Raw genomic sequence first — 17,548 nt, forward strand, 5'->3', positions numbered from 1 at the left:
CCGGAATGGAAGGTGAGAAGAAGATGGGCGATCCACATTTTGCAGTGACTTATCCGAACACCGATACCGGCCCGGAAAATGAAAACATTTTCTTATCTGCATTTTCAGAATTTGATTACGAGGGCTTGGCCCGGAGCGGTGCGCTGTCCGGCTCCACTGCCCAGTTTTCCCTCCTGGCCGGCCCACATTTGCTGAAGAGGACAGAGCCACTCAACCAATGGCGCGAAACACGTGGTAAGCACGGCGTCTGGCAGTATTCCCGCTCGCTTGAAGGTCCGCCGCATGCGATCGCTACAATCCATGATGAAAAGGGTGCCAAGGCGCGCGGCATCAATTTCGCATCACAGGATTACCTATCGCTCGCTTCCCATCCCGCAATTGTGGAGGCGGCGACGAGGGCCCTGCGGGATTACGGCCCTCATAGTGCAGGATCGGCCGTGTTGCTCGGCAATACCAGGCTTTCGCTGGCTCTGGAAGAAGCCTTGGCCGATCTCCTGCAAATGGAACATATCGTTCTGTTTCCGACTGGATGGGGCGCAGGCTTCGGGGCCATCAGTGCCTTGGTTCGTCCAGATGACCATGTCGTGATCGACCAGTTGGCGCATGCGTCATTAAAGCAGGGTGCAGCTGCGGCCACCCAGAATATATGTACTACCCGGCATCTGGATATCGAGCATGTTCGGCAGGTTTTGAAGGACATACGCGTTCGGGATGCTCAACATGGCATTCTCGTTATCACCGAAGGGCTATTCAGCATGGATTCTGACATGCCGGACATCCCCAAACTGCAGTCGATTTGTCGTGAACATGACGCCATTTTGTTGGTAGACGTTGCGCATGACCTGGGGGCCATGGGTCCTGGCGGCACTGGCTGCATCGGAATGCAGAAGATGCTCGGTGAAGTCGACCTGGTAATGGGGGCATTCTCGAAATCTTTTGCATCGAATGGCGGTTTCCTCGCGACTCATTCGGAAGCGGTCAAGCAATATATAAAATTATTTGGCGGTCCTCACATGTTCTCGAATGCTCTTTCACCTTTGCAGGCGGCAGTGGTTTTGGAGTGCGTGAACATTATCCGCTCCGCTGAGGGGGAGGAACTGCGCGCAGACCTGACGAGAAACGTACGAGCCTTGCGCAACGAGCTTGCATCAGCCGGCATTTCATGTCTGGGTGAACCATCCCCGATAGTGCCGGTTCTTATCGGCAGCGAAAAGATTTCGAGGCTCGTAGGGCGGCTGATCTTCGAGCAATCGGTATTTGCCAACCAGGTTGAATTTCCAGGCGTGCCAATTGGCGCTTCGCGCCTTCGCATGCAGGTAATGGCGAACCACAATGTGCAGCAAGCCAAGCGGGCGGCTGCCGTAATAAGGGAAGCAATAGGCCAAGCCCGGAATATGTTGAAAATCATGGACGCAGCCTCTCCGAAATGACTGGGTGGGCTGCAATAATAAAACAGGACGCCTGATGAGCCATCTTCCGACCATTACCGAACAGCTTCGAATTCATGCAGAGTCATCGCCGGACAAGGTCATTTATACATTTCTTCGCGATGACGGCAAGATAGACGAGATCAGTTTCAAGGAGCTTTACGATCAGGCGCGGGAACTTGCTGGAAGACTGCTCTATTGTGCTGAAAAAGGTAGCAGAGCCTTGCTGCTGTATCCGTCCGGCCTGGAATTCATCAAGGCATACCTCGGCTGCCTCTATGCCGGCATTGTCGCTGTCCCGGCGACATTGCCCCGCAAGGCCCGCTCTTCTCAGCGCTTGACCGCGATCTTGAAGGATGCGGATCCACTGCTTATTCTGACCACGCAGGATTGCATCCAGTCCGTCAGGTTAAGCTATTCATCGGAAGATCTGGCGCATCGTGTATGCATGGCTACTGATGCGGTCGGCGTCCCACGAGAAAGTAAAGAGCTTCCGCCTGCGGCGAACGAGGGGATCGCTTTTCTTCAATATACATCTGGCTCCATAGGAACTCCGAAAGGAGTGGTGGTTACGCACCAAAATATCGTCAGCAATGTGCGGGCAATCCAGGAAGCGTTTCGATTTTCCAACAACAGCGTGATGGTTGGCTGGCTGCCTCTCTTTCACGACATGGGACTTGTCGGTGGTGTTCTGTCTCCGCTTTATGTGGGGTTTCACAGTGTCTTTATGTCGCCGAACACCTTCTTGAAAAATCCGTTCCAGTGGCTGGAAGCGATATCGAAATACAGGGGAACGTGCGCTGGGGCTCCGAACTTCGGCTGGGACTACTGCATTGATCGGGTGTCCGATGATCAGAAGAAGGGGTTGGACCTTAGTTGTCTCACCGTGGCCTATAACGGATCTGAGCCAGTCAGAGCAGATACGCTTCGCCGTTTTTATGATGCGTTCGCTGTCTGTGGCTTGAGGCAGGATGCGCTGTTTCCCTGTTACGGCATGGCAGAAGCGACGCTGTTTGTTTCCGGTGGCCCGGCCCAAAGGCCGCCCGTCGTACTGGCTGCCAGCAAATCGGCTCTGGAAGGAAATCAGATCAGCCCGGTTTCATCGGACGGCAACGACGCCCGCCATATTGTAAGTTGTGGCCAAATTCCGGCGGACATGTCCGTTGTTGTCGTAGATCCCGAGACTTGCCTGCCCTGTTCCCGTCGCCGGGTTGGTGAAATATGGATTGCAGGCAGCAGCGTTGCCCAAGGTTACTGGAACCGGCCCGAAGAAACGGAGAAGGTGTTCCGGGCTCGCTTGTCGGAGAGCGGAAGCGGACCGTATCTCAGGACGGGAGATCTTGGATTTGTCAAAGACGGGGAACTGTTCATTACGGGACGCCTGAAAGATCTCATCATCGTCAATGGGAGGAATATATATCCGCAGGACATCGAACAGGTCATCGAGCAGTCGATTGACTTCATAGAGCCCAACATGGCCGCGGCTTTTTCGGTCGAAATTGATAACCGGGAAGGATTGGCAATCGTGGCAGAAGCGAATCGAAGCTTGATGCGTGCCGCGCACCTTGAACAAAAACAGGCGGCGGACAAGGAAGGCCAAGCCCGTATCAAAAACGAATACCTGGCAAAAATCGATCTGCTTGCCAGCAATATTTGCAAGGTTGTCGCCGAACAGTTCGATGTTTCTGTGTCAACGATTGTTTTCGTGAAGCCGGGCACTTTTCCCAGAACATCCAGCGGCAAAGTACAAAGGCTCAGATGCAGGCAAATGGCATTGAACGGGGAACTGGATATCGTTTATGTCACCTCTGGAAGTATTTTAGATCGCAGGGAGTCCTTTTCGTCTGCTCCCCATGATGTTCCGGTGCCGGCCAAAGAGATGCCGGTGGCGAGTGCCTGCGCGGAAAAGGGTATGGACGATCGTACTCTTGCTATTGCCGCCTCTTCAAAACCTGACAGCCAACGGAGCAGGGCAAGCGCAGACTCGATGATCATGTGGTTTCGCGATTATGCCGAGCGGCGCCTCAACTCTCGGATGATGGACGAGCGCCGGACCGTTCCACCTTATGTAGTCCTGGATCTCGGCAATCATGGATTCTTCGGGCTTCAAGTGCCAAGACGATTTGGCGGGTGCGAGCTGACAACCACTGATTTGTTGCGCGTCCTGGAGCAGTTGGCAGGCGTGGATCTTACTCTCGCTCTGCTCGTCGGCATCCACAACGGTCTTGGCATACGCCCGATACTAAAGTCTGCTAGCGAGACGATGAAGGAGCAAATCCTGCCAGGTCTTGCCGCGGGTCGGGAGCTTGCAGCTTTCGCGCTGACAGAGCCCGCTGCCGGGTCAAATCCGCTTGCCATGAAAGCGAGCGCAGTCAGGGTGGCCGGCGGATGGCTGGTAAGCGCGGAAAAGCAATGGATTGGGCTCGGAGCATGGGCAGGCATGCTGACGGTATTTGCGAAAGCCCAGGATTCGGAGGGAATGCCGCTGGGTACCGTTGCCTTGGCCGTCCCGGAGAATACGCCGGGGCTGTCGCAAGGAACAGAGTCTCTTACCATGGGCGTGCGCGGAATTGTGCAGAACACGATTCATCTCAACAATGCCTTCGTCCCGGATAGTGCTTTGCTTGCCGAAGTGGGTGAAGGAATGGCAGTCGCACAGGATGCCATGATGTTCAGCCGCCTTGGCATTGGCGCTGTCAGCGTTGGAGCAATGAAGCGATGTGCCCAGTTGATGATGCGCTATGCGATGAACCGTACGGTTTCTACCGGACTGCTGGCCAATAATCCAGTGACTCTGACGAGGCTGGACGAATTGGCTTCTGCGATTTATGCAATGGAGTCCCTCGTTCATGAGATCGCCGCACTAATAGACCGTGGAGAAGATGTTCCAGCCGAAGCGTACATCGCATGCAAGACTTCAGGCCCGGAGCTGCTGGGTGAAGCGGCTGACCGGCTCATTCAACTACTGGGCGGGCGTGGATATGTTGAATCAAATTTGGCCCCACAACTGCTGCGCGATGCCAGAGTGTTGAGAATTTTTGAAGGACCTACTGAAACTCTTTGCATGCATCTTGGTGCCAGCGTGATGCGACAGAGCCACGCGGTAGTAGATTTTATGGCTACGACACTCAATTCGCTGGAGGCTGCGGATGCGCTTCGGCAGGCGATCGACGAGATTCGGACCAATGCGAACAAAGCGTCATTGCTGTTTCAGAGCGAAGCCGCTGCAGAGCAATGGATCCAGTTCCAGGTTGGACAACTGGCCACTGCGGCGATCGTATTTGCTGCGACTAGAAAGCGGCATCAGGACGAGCACGGAGTACATGGCTCTTTGCAAGCGGTCTTGTGGGCGAAAAGACGTTTTTCGGATCTTCTGCAGAGTGCTGTCCGCTGGTACGCAGATGATCGGCCAATCCTTGCTTCGACTGGGCTGCTACGCGTTGTTAAGCAATATCAGGCAGCGATCGGCGATGTGGAACAAAAAATGGCCGGGGAGGAGCACGGGGTGGACAGCTTGTTGCGCCGCGAGCCGGATGCCTCGGCTGAGGATCCATTCAGATGGCACGCGGGCATTGCGAATGCTTCTTCCATTCAACCGGGAAATTCCATTGTTCAGGCATCAGACAGTCCGGAGAACAAGTCGGCCGTGTTCGGCGGCGGCATGCATTCTGATACGGTGCAGGAACAATCAACAAAGCACATCATTCATGATTGCGTTCTCAAGTGGCTGTACGCCGAGAAAAGACGAAAGCTCGACAAGCTTGATTACGACATGCCATTCAGCCAGATGGGAATGGATTCCTTGGGGGCGGTAGCCCTGACCGTGGAAATAGAGCGACGAATTGGGCTAAGCCTCAATCCGGAAATTGTGTATGAGTATCAGACTATCAACGACTTGGCACCGTATATTGATGCCAGTAGATCAAGCGCAGCAAATTGATCTATGTTCCAGTTTTCTTAGCCTTCTAGGCCGGTACTCTTGGCTCGGAATTGCAAGGCCGTCAGGGCCATAAACGCGGGACGAGGACCGAATTACAAGAAAGTGAACACCTATGAGCAAAAACGAAATCATGAGAGCATCACTTTGGATCGGTTCCATCTTCAATTTCGTGGCGAGTTTTATTCTGGCATTTCCCGAGTCCGCGCTGGGGAGGCTTGTTGAATTGCCCCCAGCAGTTCCATCGTTGTATTGCGCGCTTTCTAGTTTTTTGGTTGGACTATTTGGCGGTGCATATGCCTGGCTCGCATGTCAGGAACAAATTGACCGGCCACTGGTTGCACTGTCGACTATCGGAAAGGCCAGCGTTTTCTGTATTGCCTTGGTGCTTTGGTTATTGGGCAGCGCGTCGGTTCGCATCGTTTTTCTCGCCAGCGGCGAATTGATCCTTGCAGTCCTTTGGGCCTGGTGGATTTTCGAATCGGGCCAATCGGGCACGCGAGCAAATATGGGCAGGCATGTGACACGTTAAATAATCGCGCGGCCGCGCCGTCATATGCATGCCCTTCCTTCCACATCTACACGAACCCGGGACGACGGGACTCATCCGTAAATCTTGGAAGTATTATCCACGATAGTTTCGGCGGTGCTGAGGTAGCCTTCAACGGGATTGACGCTTTCTCCCGGCGGCCATTCACGCTGCGACTTGGCCAATTCTGGCGCAATTTTCTCCAAAAGGTCGAGCGGGATCGACTCGGCGCAGGCTTCAACCACATGAAACTCTCCGGCAGCGGAATACTGCAGCGCTCCCTTCTCCACTTCCTGCGCGAGCGAAGCGAAGCGGGATCGCGCCAGTTCCATCAAGGAGGCGCGCATCCGCGACGAGTACGGGTTGGAAAGGGCGGCTTCCGCCAGGTCCGAATGGTCTATCACGGGAAGGTCGGAACTGCCGGAACCACTTCTCACCATCCTGAAGGGATCAAAACCTGCCTGCAGCGCATGGCCCAGGAAGCGCTCATGAAATTCACTGTGCTGCACACCATCCAGGGCCAATGAGTGGAACGAGGGGCCGGTGCCTTCGTTATAGGCATGTGCACTGTTTCTGGCCAGTGCCTCAAGGGATGCCCAGTCAAAGCCGTCCGGGTCTTTTTCCCAGCGTTCTTGCAGATCCATGAACTCACCAATCAACCGGTTGATCTCATTAGGGTCTTGCTGACTCATGAAAGCCTCCTAAACTGGGTTTGGCGCGTTTAGTGCAAAAACGTTCAGACCGTAATGTCCGGGGACTTGTTGCATGAAACGCAGCAGAACGATCGGTCCCTTTATTTTGGATAACTTTTTAGGGCGTTTTTGAGCCATTTTTCGCTTCCACCCCATGAAATCCCATATTCATGGTATGGGCGGGGCAGGTTTTGTCGGGTCTAATTGCTCAAAATCAACAAAATTGCTGTAAGAAAAGATTAGGCAGCCAACAGCGATTCATACCTATTCAAGAGAAGAACATCATGAACGCAGCAACACTTACCCAATATCGCAGCCCGGCACCCGCCCGGCGCATTGGCGTTGCCTGGAGCTTGTTGTGGCGCGGGCTTCTCGCCACCTTCGCCTGCGCAGCCGGGGGTATTGTCGTCGGCGTGTTGCTGGGCTTCGTGGTGGCCTTTACCGAGCCAGTCCCTCATGCCGCCACATGGCACGAGGCACTTGTGCACTACTCCCGCCTCTTTTCCGAGTTGCTGACGGGGTTCGTCGTATGACTGCGCTCTGGTGCTACCTCAAGCAATTCTTCGGACCTGCCTCGGCCGGCCTGGCTTGCAACTGCCCCCAGTGCCGCGGTTATCGAAAACGCTTCCAGGTCGGCTAGCCCCGCGTACAGCAATAAGTTGCTACTACACCCGTGCAGAATCGTAAGAGTCGGCGGCTTCTGACCGGCGCACCTGAAACACCGGTAACTCCGGCTCGGCCCCCTAAAAGAATTCAATGTCGTGCGCGTGCCGCTAGTGGGTCTGACGCACGCTGAAGCTAATTCCTACCTTTACTTGGGAGTCCGACCATGTCACTGGAACTCATGAGTTCGCCGGCCGTGATTGCCGCTCTTGTCTTGGGGATCCTTGGCGCCATCCTGATGTTCTGGGGCCTTTTTGCGCTGCTGCGTTTCCGGCCACGATGGTCCATACGACGCATATTGGGCGGCATGCTGATGCTGGGCATCGCTGTGCTTGGATGCACGATGGCGCTTGCCCTCCACGGTTATCAGGCACTGACGCGAGAGGAAGTTGCCGTGCGTCTGAGCGTGCGGCCGCTGGAAGCACAGCGGTTCGAGGCGAGGATGCGGTTTGCCGACGGGCGCGAGGCGGTGTATCAACTCGCCGGCGATGAGGTGTACGTCGATGCGCGCATTCTGAAGTGGCATCCTTACGCGAACATGCTCGGTCTGCATACCGTCTATGAGCTCGACCGCGTAGGCGGCCGCTACCATGCGATCGAGCAGGAGCGGGCGGCACAGCGCACCGTCTACCCGCTCGGGCAGGAAAAACTGGTGGACCTGTTCGGCCTGCGCCGGCGCCATGAGTTCTTGAAGCCGCTCGTCGATGCGCAATACGGGTCGGCCACCTTCCTGCCGGTCAGCGGCCCCGCCGAGTTCGAAGTGCGCGTGTCGACGACGGGGCTGCTCATGCGCCAAGCCGAGAGTACCCCGATGTAATCAGGCTTGCTTGTCGCCGATCTCGAAATTGGCGAGTTGCTCAAGCGCGCGCACCATGGCTGAATGGTCCCATGCCTTGCCTCCGTGGGCCGAACAGGCATTGAACAATTCCTGCGCCGTCGCGGTATTCGGCAGCGACACGCCGAGGGCACGGGCACTGCTGAGCGCGAGGTTCAGATCCTTCTGATGCAGTTCGATACGGAAGCCCGGATCAAAGGTGCGCTTGATCATTCTCTCCCCATGCACTTCCAGGATCCGTGATGACGCGAATCCTCCCATCAGCGCTTGCCTGACCTTGGCAGGGTCAGCGCCCGCCTTGGCGGCAAACAGCAAAGCTTCAGCGACCGCCTCGATGTTGAGCGCAACGACAATCTGGTTGGCAACCTTGGCAGTTTGACCGTCGCCATTGCCGCCGACCAGCGTGATGTTTTTGCCCATCAGATCGAACAAGGGCTTGACCTGGTCGAATGCTTCCTGAGGGCCACCGGCCATGATCGACAGGGTGCCGTTCTTTGCGCCGACTTCGCCACCAGAGACGGGGGCATCGATATACTGACATCCCAGCTGGTTGATGCGTTTTGCAAATTCCTTCGTCGCAACCGGGGAAATCGAACTCATGTCCACCACGATCTTGCCGGCGCTCAGGCCCTGGGCCACACCGTTTTCGCCGAACAGCACGGTTTCCACATGTGGCGTATCCGGCACCATGGTGATGATGATCTCCGATCGTTCTGCCACTTCCCGCGCATGGGTGCATGCGACGCCGCCTGCCGCGGTCAAGTTGGCTGGCACGCCGGATCGGCTGAACAGGTAAAGCTCGTGGCCGCCCTTGATGAGTTGCCCGGCCATGGGATTGCCCATGATGCCGAGGCCGATGAATCCTACTTTCATGATGTACCCCTCCTGCTATGTGTTGACGTTATTGTTGGCGCGTGAGCTGTTCATGCACCTGTGCTGCAATTTCATAGGAACGCAGGCGCGCCCTATGATCGAAAATCTGCGACGTGATCATCAGCTCGTCGGCGCCGGTCTGGGCGATGAAGGCTTCCAATGACTTTCTGACCGTTTCCGGCGAACCGATGGCCGAGCACGACATGGTCTGATCCAGTATGCCGCGTTCAAGCGGCCCCAGCTGGCTTTCGTAGTCCTTGACCGGAGGCGGAAGCGGACCAGCCCTGCCGGTGCGCAGGTTCACGAAGGCTTGCTGCATCGAAGTTGCGAGAAAACGGGCTTCGTCGTCGGTATCCGCCGCGAATACATTAAAGCCGAGCATGACATACGGGCGGTCGAGCTGTTCGGAGGGACGGAACAGGCCGCGGTACAGGTCGATCGCCTGCATCAGCTGGGCCGGCGCGAAGTGCGAGGCGAAGGCATAGGGCAGGCCGAGTTGCGCCGCAAGCTGCGCGCCGAACAGGCTGGAACCCAGGATCCAGATCGGCACGTTCAGACCGTTACCGGGCACGGCGCGCACGGTCTGTCCAGGCTCGACCGGCCGGAAGTAATGCATCAGCTCGAGTACATCCCGGGGAAACTCATCGGGGTCGGACGCGAGAGTGCGCCGCAGGGCGCGCGCAGTGGCCTGATCGGATCCGGGGGCGCGACCGAGCCCAAGGTCGATGCGGCCCGGGAACAGGGATTCGAGGGTGCCGAACTGTTCCGCGATCACCAGTGGCGCGTGATTGGGAAGCATGATGCCGCCCGCGCCGACGCGTATGGTCGAGGTTCCTGCAGCGACATGGCCTATGACCACGGCAGTCGCGGCGCTGGCAATGCCGGGCATGCTGTGATGTTCCGCCAGCCAGAAACGCTGATATCCCCAGCGCTCGCAGTGCCGGGCGAGATCGAGCGTGTTGCGAAACGAGTGCGCCGCCGTGCTGCCTTGCGGGATCGGCGACAGGTCAAGGACGGAAAACGGAATCATTGCAAGTCCAGGATTTGAAAATGGGAAACCGGCCTGGCTAGACAGGCCGGCGAGTACGAGGAGTGAGTTTAGCGAGATCGGCCAAGTTTCGCTTGCGCCTCGCATTGCAGTCACCAGAGGGCGGTGATGGACCAGCCGAGAACTATTCCTATTGGAGACCGCTTGGCGATCCGCTTGAGATATTTCCTTGCTTCCGGCTTTGATATCTGGAAGTCGGGGAAATTGCGGAGTTACCAGAGCATGAGGGTCAGTACTTCACGCAGCATTTCCATGTAATGCAGGCCTATTTCGCCCCATGAATTGAAGTTGGACGCCACGTCGTTCAAGGCGATCAGGCATCCCAGTGCGACGCCAACGATAACGCCGGCAATCGTCGTGCAACTAGCCGCCAGCAGCCAGCGCCAGAAGAATCCCCAAGCTGCGCCGACGCGCTGTGTCGACTCCATGCTGCCAGACTGCACCATTGCCGCCGCTTCCATCTCTCCATCCCCAAAAAGCCGAAATGACGGCTTGTAGCAGGGCTGGCCGGCATTTCTTAAAAGAAAATATTGATTTTGAGCAATTAAACCGCACAATCCAGCTTCAGCCCATCCCATAGATATGGGAATTTGAGAGGGAGAAACCGAAAGTTGTAGCCGCACCGGAGACAGTTGATTTCTTCTTGACTGGACAATTCAAATTAGAGGGGCTCGCTGCCCAGCGCAGTTCCGGCATACAATCCGGTTCTTTTCCTGCACGCTTCTGTTCATTTTCCTCACCCTATGAGTCCCTGGAATCCAGCCCAGCCGGGCGATGCGCTTGAGGCGATCGAGACGCCCGCCCTCATCCTTGATCTCGACGTCTTTGAATCCAACTTGCAGCGCATGATGGATGCCCTACAGGGCCGGCAAGTGCGCCTGCGTCCCCATGCAAAAAGCCATAAATGCCCGGAGATCGCATTGCGTCAGATAGCACTCGGCGCGGTCGGCGTGTGCTGCCAGAAGGTCAGCGAAGCAGCAGTGTTCGTGGCAGCCGGCGTGAAGGACATCCTGATCACCAATGAAGTCGTAGGCGCAGGCAAGATCCGGCGCCTGTTGGAGCTTGCCGCCAAAGCCCGCATCGGGGTCCTAGTCGACCATCCGCAGCAGGTGCAGGCGCTGGCGGTGGCGGCGCAGGCCAGCGGCACGGGGCTGGATGTCTATATCGAGGTTGATGTCGGAGCGCGCCGCTGCGGCACTCTCCCGGGCGAGGAAGCAGTGCGCCTGGCGGAACTGATCACTGCCGCAGCACCGCTGCGCTTCGCCGGACTGCACTGCTACCACGGATCGGCCCAGCATTTTCGCGAGCCGCAGGAACGTGCGGATGCCATCCGCGGTGCCGCCGAGCTGGCGCGCATGACCAAGCAGCAGATCGAAGCACGCGGTATTCCGGTCGGGATCATCACGGGCGCCGGGACCGGCACCTTCGTGCATGAACGCGATTCCGGCGTGTATGGCGAGCTGCAAGCCGGCTCCTACGCCTTCATGGATCGCGATTACGGTGACAACCGCTCGGGTACCGATGATGTGCGCTTCGACCATGCGCTGTTCGTGCTGACCACCGTGATGAGCCGGCCGACGGCCGACCGGGCGGTGGTGGATGCCGGACTCAAGGCGTCGAGCGTCGATTCCGGCATGCCGTCGGTATGGCAGCGTCCCGACCTGAAGTATGTGAAGGCCTCGGACGAGCACGGGGTCATCACCACCGCCGATGCGGACTCCCTTGCGCTTGGAGACAGGCTGATGCTGGTGCCGGGGCATTGCGATCCCACCGTCAACCTGTATGACACGCTGGTCTGCGTACGCGGCGGGAAGGTGGAAGCCCTGTGGCCGATCGCGGCGCGGGGAGCGCTGCTATAGTCAGCAGGCCATGGGCGGGACCAGCCGCTGCTTTCCCGCAGTTTGCGTAAAGCAGACAGCGCCTCCCCGAAAGTGGGAAAGACTGCCGCAAAACTGGCGGGGGCGCCCACAGACTCTCCTTGAGTTGGTATTATTTCCACAAAAAAACATCCGCGACTGCCGGTTGCATCGGTGGTGCCGCTACCGAGAACGCGGTAGCAAGGCCTGCCTCCGGGTACCGTGATTCGTCAGACTTGCGGTAGCTGGCAATCGCCAGTGTTGCAACAAGAGGGGGGAGCATGAGCGCTGAAACCAGGTATGTCTATTTTTCGCTCAGCGGCCGGCAGATACAGCTGCTGCTCGCTGCGCTGCTGCGCAGCCTGTCGAAGATTTCGGCCTTGGGCGACACCGCGAATGATCTTCAGCGAGCGCAGGCCCTGGAACTGGAAGCGGTGCACCGGGTGCTCGAAAACCTGGGGAATACCGAGAAGAACTCGGTAAAGGTGATCCTGTCCGAGGATCAGTTCAGCATCGTCAGCATCTCAGTGAAAACCACGTTGTTGAGCCTGGCTCCCAATCATGCGCTCAAGCAGGAATACGAGGAATTGATGGCCGCACTGGAAGCACGTCGCCCCAGTCGCCGCTCTCCGGCGCGCGATGAAGCGGTGGCCAGCGGCCTGGCCAAGCTGTGAGAGCGGCAAGCTTCCCTGTCTTTCGCGCACTCATGCTCGCCCTGCGCCGACATGCGGAATGAAACGGTCAAGACCGCGCCTTGTTCGCCACTTCCTCGATCTTTTCCCCGACCTTCTGCAGTGCTTCGCCCGTCTTTTCCCCCGCTTTCCTCAGGGCTTCGCCGGTCTTTTCCATTGCCTTGTTGATGCCCCGGCCTGCGCTTGCAGCGGCCCTGTCGATATGTTCACCGGCAGTTTGCGCCGGTCCGGCATCCGCCTGGGCCGAGGCCAGGCTTGCGGCAAGGGCGAGTACAGTCAATGCATGAAGAAAAATGCGTGGATTCGTCATGCCTGCTCCAGTATTCCATGCTTGGTCCGCCGCAATATAGCATCGTGCCGGAGCCGGCTTCGGGACTCTTAAAAAAAGTTACATCGCGTAACGGCCAAGCGAAAGAAGTGCTAGGCGATTTCGGTTTCGACTTCCTGCTTCTCCGGTTTTTCCGGAGTTTTGATATCCGGCGAGAGCTGCCAGAAAATCCAGGCGGTAGCGGCGGTGATGAATCCCATGCAGACAAAGCTGGCATGGAAGGCTGGCAGAGACTGGTTCGCATGGTCATGGCCGAACAGTCCGGAAAAGGTCGCCAGCAGGGCGCCCGCTGTCGCCACGCCAAGGCTCATCGACAGCATCATCACCATCGACAGCAGGCCATTGCCGCTGCTGGCATGCGCGCCTTCCAGGTCTTTCAGGGTCAGCGTATTCATCGCAGTAAATTGCAGGGAATTGACGGCACCGAAGAAAGCCAGCTGGAGCAGGCGCAGCCAGGATGGCTGCGCAGGCGATATCAGCGCGAAGCTCGCGATCGTCAGGCCGGCCAGTACCGTGTTGAGGATCAGAACTTTGCGGTAGCCGGCGCGCTTGATCAACGGCGTGCCGATGCGCTTGATCAGGATGCCGGCGATGGCAACCGGGATCATCATCATGCCTGCCTCCAGCGGCGTGTAGCCGAGGGTCAGTTGCAGCAGGAGCGGAATCAGGAACGGCATGCTGCCGCTGCCGATGCGTGCAAACAGATTGCCGAGGACGCCGACAGTGAAGGTTTCAATCTTGAACAATTCCAGGGGAAAGAGGGGATCGGGCCGGCGCGCGGCGCGCAGCCAGTATGCCGCCAGGCAGAGCAGGCCGAAGATCAGCAGGATCAGCACGGTGGCGCCGCGCATCGCGAACTCGGACAAGCTATCCAGGGAAAGCGAAATCGTGATCATGCTGAGAGCAAGCAGCAGATAACCGCCAATGTCGAAGCGCGCCGCCAGCGGCGCCCGGCTGTCCGGCATGTAGGCGATTGTGGCCAGGCAGCCGATGATTCCAACGGGAAGATTGATCAGGAATATCCAGTGCCATGATGCAAATTGCACCAGCCAGCCGCCCAGGGTCGGACCAACGAGAGGGCCGATCAGGCCGGGAATGGTGACAAGACTCATCGCGTGCAGGAATTTCTCGCGCGGGAAGGCGCGCAAAACCGCGAGCCGCCCCACCGGCAACAGCATCGCACCACCGATTCCCTGGACCACGCGCGAGGCGGCCAGGAAAGTCAGGTTGGGCGAGTAGGCGCACAGTAGCGAGCCGAAGGTAAACAGGATGAGCGCGGACAGGAATACCCGGCGCGTACCGAAGCGATCGGCCAGCCAACCGGAGGCGGGAATCAGCATGGCCATTGCCAGCGAATAGGCGATGACCACCGACTGCATGCGCAGCGGGCTTTCACCAAGGCTTTGTGCCATCGCCGGCAAGGCAGTGTTGACGATGGTCGCGTCCAGCGTCTGCATGAAAAAGCCGACGGCTGCGATCCAGAGCAGCATGTTGGGCGATTTTTCTGCTTTCATCGGCCGGTCCGGTCCTCTCCTCTGCTGCTCCGGCCAGCGGCCCGAATGGATCCAGGCAGTTGACTATTCATGCTGCTACTGATGAAACCGGTTTCGACCGCCATCTCCGCAGACTGCCCGCATTTTCCTTTCGATAGCCGTCCGCAACTCGCCGAAGGTAATTCGGCCATCGGCGGCAATGCCTAGGTCCCTGGCTTGCTGGCGCAAGGGATCGTCAGGCGGCACGACATTGATTTCGAGGTCTTCCGTTACTTCCAACAGCGACTGCACATCCTTGAGCAGCTGTTCGATTGCGCGAGGGTCCGTCGCCATATCCTGTTCCTCGTTGACCTGGATTCAGCCCGCCCGGGAAGGAAGGCTGTTGCCTGCGCCCGCTCCGGCAATCTGTTTGTGCTGCCGGGGCTGCTGCTTGCTTTCCGTACTCTGTGCGCGGCTGCCGATTTCGACGGCATACTCATGGGTGAACAGGGCGCCATAAAAGAAGATCTGCGCCGAGTAATAGATCCAGGTAATGAGAATCACCACTGAGCCAGCCGCACCGTAGGAAGAACTGATGTCGCTGTGAGCGACATACATGCCGATCAGGAATTTGCCGACCGTAAACAGCACCGCGGTAAGCAGCGCACCGACGAGTACGTCCTTCCATGCGATTTTCGCGGCAGGCATGTATTTGAAGATCACCGCGAACAGCGCGGTCACGATCAGGAAGGAAATCGTATCGGAAATGGCGAGCGAGATGATCTTGAACGCCGAATCTGACGCGACGTCGCCCCACAAATTGCCGAGGGCGGCCAGTGCAGTGCTCACGGCCAGCGAGGCTAGCAGCATCAGCACGAGCACCAGGATGAGGCCGAAGGACAGGAAGCGCTCGCGCAGGAGATTCCACAATCCCGATTTGCCTGTTGGCGGCACTTCCCACAGTTCATCCAGGCTGTCCTTCAGTTCCGAAAATGCAGTGGTCGCGCTCACCAGCACCAGCACCGCCGATACCATGCCTGCAATCATGCCGCCGTTTTCATGACGCGACCCCGCCAGAATGGTCTTGATGGCTTCCGCTCCCTGCGCGCCCATCAGACCTGACATCTGCTCCACCAGCAACTGCCGCACCGTGTTTTCCCCGAAGAACACGCCCGCCAGCGTGACGACCAGCACCAGCATGGGCGCGAGCGAAAACAAGGTGTACAGGGCAAATGCCGCGCCCTTGCTGGCCGCACGGCGCGCAGACCAGGCCTTGGCGGCCGCGATCACGATATGCAGCAGCGCCTTCGGATAGGATGACTGCCGCGTCGCCGGCGCCGCCTTGGGGGTGTCGGTAGGCTGCGCGCTTTCAGTTGGCGCAGCTTGGAGTGGCGGCGCAATTGGAACATCGGCGAGAGAGTGGGAGCTATTCCGGTGCGATTTCCGACTTCGCAGTTGCCAGAGTGAGAAGGCCGCAGCGGCGATCTTTGCCAGATTCAGAAACAGTTCCCTTTTTTCCAGGCGATGGATGCTTGTCATGAGTGCTTCTCCCGAAAAGGACGGCACATCTGAAAGTGGATTTTCCTGCATGCTCTTTTATCCATACGAGTGGACAGGCCGCGGATTTGTTCCTGAGCATGTGATGCCTGCCTGTCAATGAAATCCGCAGCAGCATCAGGAAATTGTTGCCACAAAGGCTAGCAAAACATGCTGCATGTGCTCGATGGGATTTCGTTGGCATGCAAATTCTCTGCACGCTTGTGGCGGGAGTCTTACAATGTGTTGTTTACCGTCACAATTGGAATAGGGAAAGCAGTAATGAGTATGCAGCACAGCGGCGCAGGAAAAGGCAATTCAGCCGCTACAGTATTGTTTGCCAGCTTGATCGGTACCACCATCGAGTTCTTTGATTTCTACATCTACGCCACCGCCGCAGTCCTGGTTTTTCCCAAGCTGTTTTTCCCATCCTCCGACCCGACCGCAGCCACGCTGCAGTCGCTCGCGACTTTTGCGATCGCATTCTTTGCAAGGCCGGTGGGTTCGGCGGTGTTCGGCCATTACGGCGACCGCATCGGACGCAAGGTCACGCTGGTCGCCGCCTTGCTGACGATGGGGATTTCGACCGTGGTCATCGGCTTGCTGCCAACTTATTCAACGATTGGAACGGTGGCGCCTCTGCTGCTGGCGCTGTGCCGGTTCGGTCAGGGCCTCGGCCTGGGCGGCGAATGGGGAGGGGCAGTGCTGCTTGCCACCGAAAACGCGCCGCCGGGAAAGCGGGCCTGGTATGGCATGTTTCCGCAACTCGGCGCTCCGATCGGCTTCTTCCTCTCCGGCGGCATTTTCCTTCTCCTGAGCGAAACGCTCAGCGATGCGCAGTTCTTCAGCTTCGGCTGGCGCATCCCTTTCCTTGCCAGCGCGCTGCTGGTGCTCATGGGCTTGTACGTGCGTCTGAAGATCACGGAAACGCCGGTGTTCCAGAAAGTGCTGGACAAGAACGAGCGCGTCGAAGTGCCGGTGCTGGCAGTGTTCCGCGACCATGGCCGGATGCTGGTGCTCGGTACCGTGATCGCCGTTGCAACCTTCGTGCTGTTCTATCTGATGACGGTGTTCGCGCTCAGCTGGGGCACCAGCGCGCTGGGTTACTCGCGCCGTGAGTTCCTGCTGCTGCAACTGTTTGCGGTAGTGTTCTTCGCACTGACGATTCCGCTGTCGGCCGTGCTTGCGGACCGCTACGGCCGCCGATTCGCCATGATCCTGGTCTCGGCCGGGATTGTCCTGTTCGGCTTGCTGATGCCCGTCATGTTCAAGTCCGGGAATGCGCTGGAAGTCACCTTGTTCATGTCGCTCGGCCTGGGCTTGATGGGAATGACTTACGGTCCCCTGGGTACCCTGCTGTCGGAATTGTTCCCGGCAGAAGTGCGCTACACCGGCTCCTCGGTGACCTTCAATTTCGCAGGCATCATCGGCGCTTCGCTGGCGCCGTACATCGCCACCTGGCTGGCGTCGAACTATGGCCTCAAGTATGTCGGCTTTTATCTGTCGATCGCAGCCGTGTTGACCCTGATCGCCTTGCTGTTTACGAGGAAAACCCGGGCGCACAGTTTCGCGTGACAACCGCTGTCCGCTTGCTGACCGCGCAAGGTCCTCGGCCTTGCGCGGTTAAGCGATGCGATTAGCAATGCGGCACGTTTGGCGC

16 protein-coding genes are annotated in these 17,548 nt (G+C 57.9%); 8 read left to right on the forward strand and 8 right to left on the reverse strand.

Translation table 11 applies throughout. The annotated features are described in order from the left end of the window. Window positions 1-5: 5 nt before the first annotated feature. From HGHM_RS17885 to HGHM_RS17895, 3 genes are all read left to right on the forward strand, one after another. Entirely contained in the window at window positions 6-1,430 is a 1,425-nt protein-coding gene (locus HGHM_RS17885) for an aminotransferase class I/II-fold pyridoxal phosphate-dependent enzyme (protein ID WP_019142937.1), read from the forward strand. 34 nt (window positions 1,431-1,464) lie between these two features. Continuing rightward, window positions 1,465-5,367 (forward strand): AMP-binding protein, encoded by a 3,903-nt coding sequence (locus HGHM_RS21805; protein WP_019142938.1) that lies wholly within the window; start codon window positions 1,465-1,467, stop codon window positions 5,365-5,367. A 112-nt stretch (window positions 5,368-5,479) separates the two neighbouring features. Next, the gene (locus HGHM_RS17895) at window positions 5,480-5,896 is read left to right on the forward strand and encodes a hypothetical protein (RefSeq protein WP_019142939.1); all 417 of its coding nucleotides are present in this window, start codon (window positions 5,480-5,482) and stop codon (window positions 5,894-5,896) included. 71 nt (window positions 5,897-5,967) lie between these two features. Here HGHM_RS17895 and HGHM_RS17900 read toward each other — a convergent pair whose 3' ends face one another. Beyond that, entirely contained in the window at window positions 5,968-6,585 is a 618-nt protein-coding gene (locus HGHM_RS17900; RefSeq protein ID WP_148415760.1) for a hypothetical protein, read from the reverse strand. 284 nt (window positions 6,586-6,869) lie between these two features. Between HGHM_RS17900 and HGHM_RS17905 the strand changes: the two genes are divergently transcribed. Beyond that, entirely contained in the window at window positions 6,870-7,118 is a 249-nt protein-coding gene (locus tag HGHM_RS17905; protein WP_148415762.1) for a hypothetical protein, read from the forward strand. Window positions 7,119-7,414: 296 nt separating this feature from the next. Continuing rightward, entirely contained in the window at window positions 7,415-8,065 is a 651-nt protein-coding gene (locus HGHM_RS22430; RefSeq protein WP_019142942.1) for a hypothetical protein, read from the forward strand. Here the strand turns inward: HGHM_RS22430 and glxR are convergent, their stop codons facing one another. The 3 genes from glxR to HGHM_RS17925 form a co-directional block, all read right to left on the reverse strand. Then, window positions 8,066-8,956 carry a 2-hydroxy-3-oxopropionate reductase gene (glxR, locus tag HGHM_RS17915; protein WP_019142943.1) on the reverse strand — a complete coding sequence of 297 codons (891 nt, stop codon included), beginning with the start codon at window positions 8,954-8,956 and terminating at the stop codon, window positions 8,066-8,068. A 28-nt stretch (window positions 8,957-8,984) separates the two neighbouring features. Beyond that, complete coding sequence (locus HGHM_RS17920) at window positions 8,985-9,986, reverse strand: LLM class flavin-dependent oxidoreductase (RefSeq protein ID WP_019142944.1); 1,002 nt, start codon at window positions 9,984-9,986, stop codon at window positions 8,985-8,987. A gap of 230 nt (window positions 9,987-10,216) precedes the next feature. After that, a complete protein-coding gene (locus HGHM_RS17925) occupies window positions 10,217-10,465 on the reverse strand; it encodes a hypothetical protein (RefSeq protein WP_019142945.1) in 249 nt (82 codons plus the stop codon). Between the two features lie 282 nt (window positions 10,466-10,747). Between HGHM_RS17925 and HGHM_RS17930 the strand changes: the two genes are divergently transcribed. Both HGHM_RS17930 and HGHM_RS17935 read left to right on the forward strand, forming a co-directional pair. Continuing rightward, on the forward strand, window positions 10,748-11,863 hold the full coding sequence (locus HGHM_RS17930) for a DSD1 family PLP-dependent enzyme (RefSeq protein WP_019142946.1): 1,116 nt from the start codon (window positions 10,748-10,750) through the stop codon (window positions 11,861-11,863). A 278-nt stretch (window positions 11,864-12,141) separates the two neighbouring features. Continuing rightward, window positions 12,142-12,534: a hypothetical protein gene (locus HGHM_RS17935; protein ID WP_019142947.1), complete on the forward strand. Its 393-nt coding sequence runs from the start codon at window positions 12,142-12,144 to the stop codon at window positions 12,532-12,534. A 67-nt stretch (window positions 12,535-12,601) separates the two neighbouring features. On the opposite strand, the gene HGHM_RS21815 is transcribed toward HGHM_RS17935, so the two are convergent. From HGHM_RS21815 to HGHM_RS21820, 4 genes are all read right to left on the reverse strand, one after another. Continuing rightward, window positions 12,602-12,862, reverse strand: a complete 261-nt coding sequence (locus HGHM_RS21815; RefSeq protein WP_019142948.1) for a hypothetical protein — start codon at window positions 12,860-12,862, stop codon at window positions 12,602-12,604. 110 nt (window positions 12,863-12,972) lie between these two features. Continuing rightward, the gene (gene mdtD / locus HGHM_RS17950) at window positions 12,973-14,445 is read right to left on the reverse strand and encodes a multidrug transporter subunit MdtD (protein WP_281004511.1); all 1,473 of its coding nucleotides are present in this window, start codon (window positions 14,443-14,445) and stop codon (window positions 12,973-12,975) included. 24 nt (window positions 14,446-14,469) lie between these two features. After that, window positions 14,470-14,706 carry a hypothetical protein gene (locus HGHM_RS17955; protein ID WP_019142950.1) on the reverse strand — a complete coding sequence of 79 codons (237 nt, stop codon included), beginning with the start codon at window positions 14,704-14,706 and terminating at the stop codon, window positions 14,470-14,472. A 24-nt stretch (window positions 14,707-14,730) separates the two neighbouring features. Continuing rightward, window positions 14,731-15,891, reverse strand: coding sequence for a YihY/virulence factor BrkB family protein (locus HGHM_RS21820; RefSeq protein WP_161603793.1), 1,161 nt, complete (start codon window positions 15,889-15,891; stop codon window positions 14,731-14,733). Window positions 15,892-16,176: 285 nt separating this feature from the next. On the opposite strand from HGHM_RS21820, the gene HGHM_RS17965 reads away from it, so the two are divergent. Continuing rightward, a complete protein-coding gene (locus HGHM_RS17965) occupies window positions 16,177-17,463 on the forward strand; it encodes an MFS transporter (protein WP_019142952.1) in 1,287 nt (428 codons plus the stop codon). Window positions 17,464-17,548: the final 85 nt, after the last annotated feature.

Origin of the sequence: Noviherbaspirillum massiliense JC206, assembly GCF_000312045.1 — a bacterium.
GTDB lineage: Bacteria > Pseudomonadota > Gammaproteobacteria > Burkholderiales > Burkholderiaceae_D > Noviherbaspirillum > Noviherbaspirillum massiliense.

Excerpts from the sequence above, each read along its gene's own strand:
- HGHM_RS17955 (WP_019142950.1), bottom strand. The coding sequence starts at position 14,706 with ATGGCGACGGACCCTCGCGCAATCGAACAGCTGCTCAAGGATGTGCAG.
- HGHM_RS21815 (WP_019142948.1), bottom strand. The coding sequence starts at position 12,862 with ATGACGAATCCACGCATTTTTCTTCATGCATTGACTGTACTCGCCCTT.
- HGHM_RS17965 (WP_019142952.1), top strand. The coding sequence starts at position 16,177 with ATGCAGCACAGCGGCGCAGGAAAAGGCAATTCAGCCGCTACAGTATTG.
- HGHM_RS21805 (WP_019142938.1), top strand. The coding sequence starts at position 1,465 with ATGAGCCATCTTCCGACCATTACCGAACAGCTTCGAATTCATGCAGAG.
- glxR (WP_019142943.1), bottom strand. The coding sequence starts at position 8,956 with ATGAAAGTAGGATTCATCGGCCTCGGCATCATGGGCAATCCCATGGCC.
- HGHM_RS17900 (WP_148415760.1), bottom strand. The coding sequence starts at position 6,585 with ATGAGTCAGCAAGACCCTAATGAGATCAACCGGTTGATTGGTGAGTTC.
- HGHM_RS17925 (WP_019142945.1), bottom strand. The coding sequence starts at position 10,465 with ATGGAAGCGGCGGCAATGGTGCAGTCTGGCAGCATGGAGTCGACACAG.
- HGHM_RS21820 (WP_161603793.1), bottom strand. The coding sequence starts at position 15,891 with ATGACAAGCATCCATCGCCTGGAAAAAAGGGAACTGTTTCTGAATCTG.
- HGHM_RS22430 (WP_019142942.1), top strand. The coding sequence starts at position 7,415 with ATGTCACTGGAACTCATGAGTTCGCCGGCCGTGATTGCCGCTCTTGTC.
- HGHM_RS17885 (WP_019142937.1), top strand. The coding sequence starts at position 6 with ATGGAAGGTGAGAAGAAGATGGGCGATCCACATTTTGCAGTGACTTAT.
- HGHM_RS17935 (WP_019142947.1), top strand. The coding sequence starts at position 12,142 with ATGAGCGCTGAAACCAGGTATGTCTATTTTTCGCTCAGCGGCCGGCAG.
- HGHM_RS17930 (WP_019142946.1), top strand. The coding sequence starts at position 10,748 with ATGAGTCCCTGGAATCCAGCCCAGCCGGGCGATGCGCTTGAGGCGATC.
- HGHM_RS17920 (WP_019142944.1), bottom strand. The coding sequence starts at position 9,986 with ATGATTCCGTTTTCCGTCCTTGACCTGTCGCCGATCCCGCAAGGCAGC.
- HGHM_RS17895 (WP_019142939.1), top strand. The coding sequence starts at position 5,480 with ATGAGCAAAAACGAAATCATGAGAGCATCACTTTGGATCGGTTCCATC.
- HGHM_RS17905 (WP_148415762.1), top strand. The coding sequence starts at position 6,870 with ATGAACGCAGCAACACTTACCCAATATCGCAGCCCGGCACCCGCCCGG.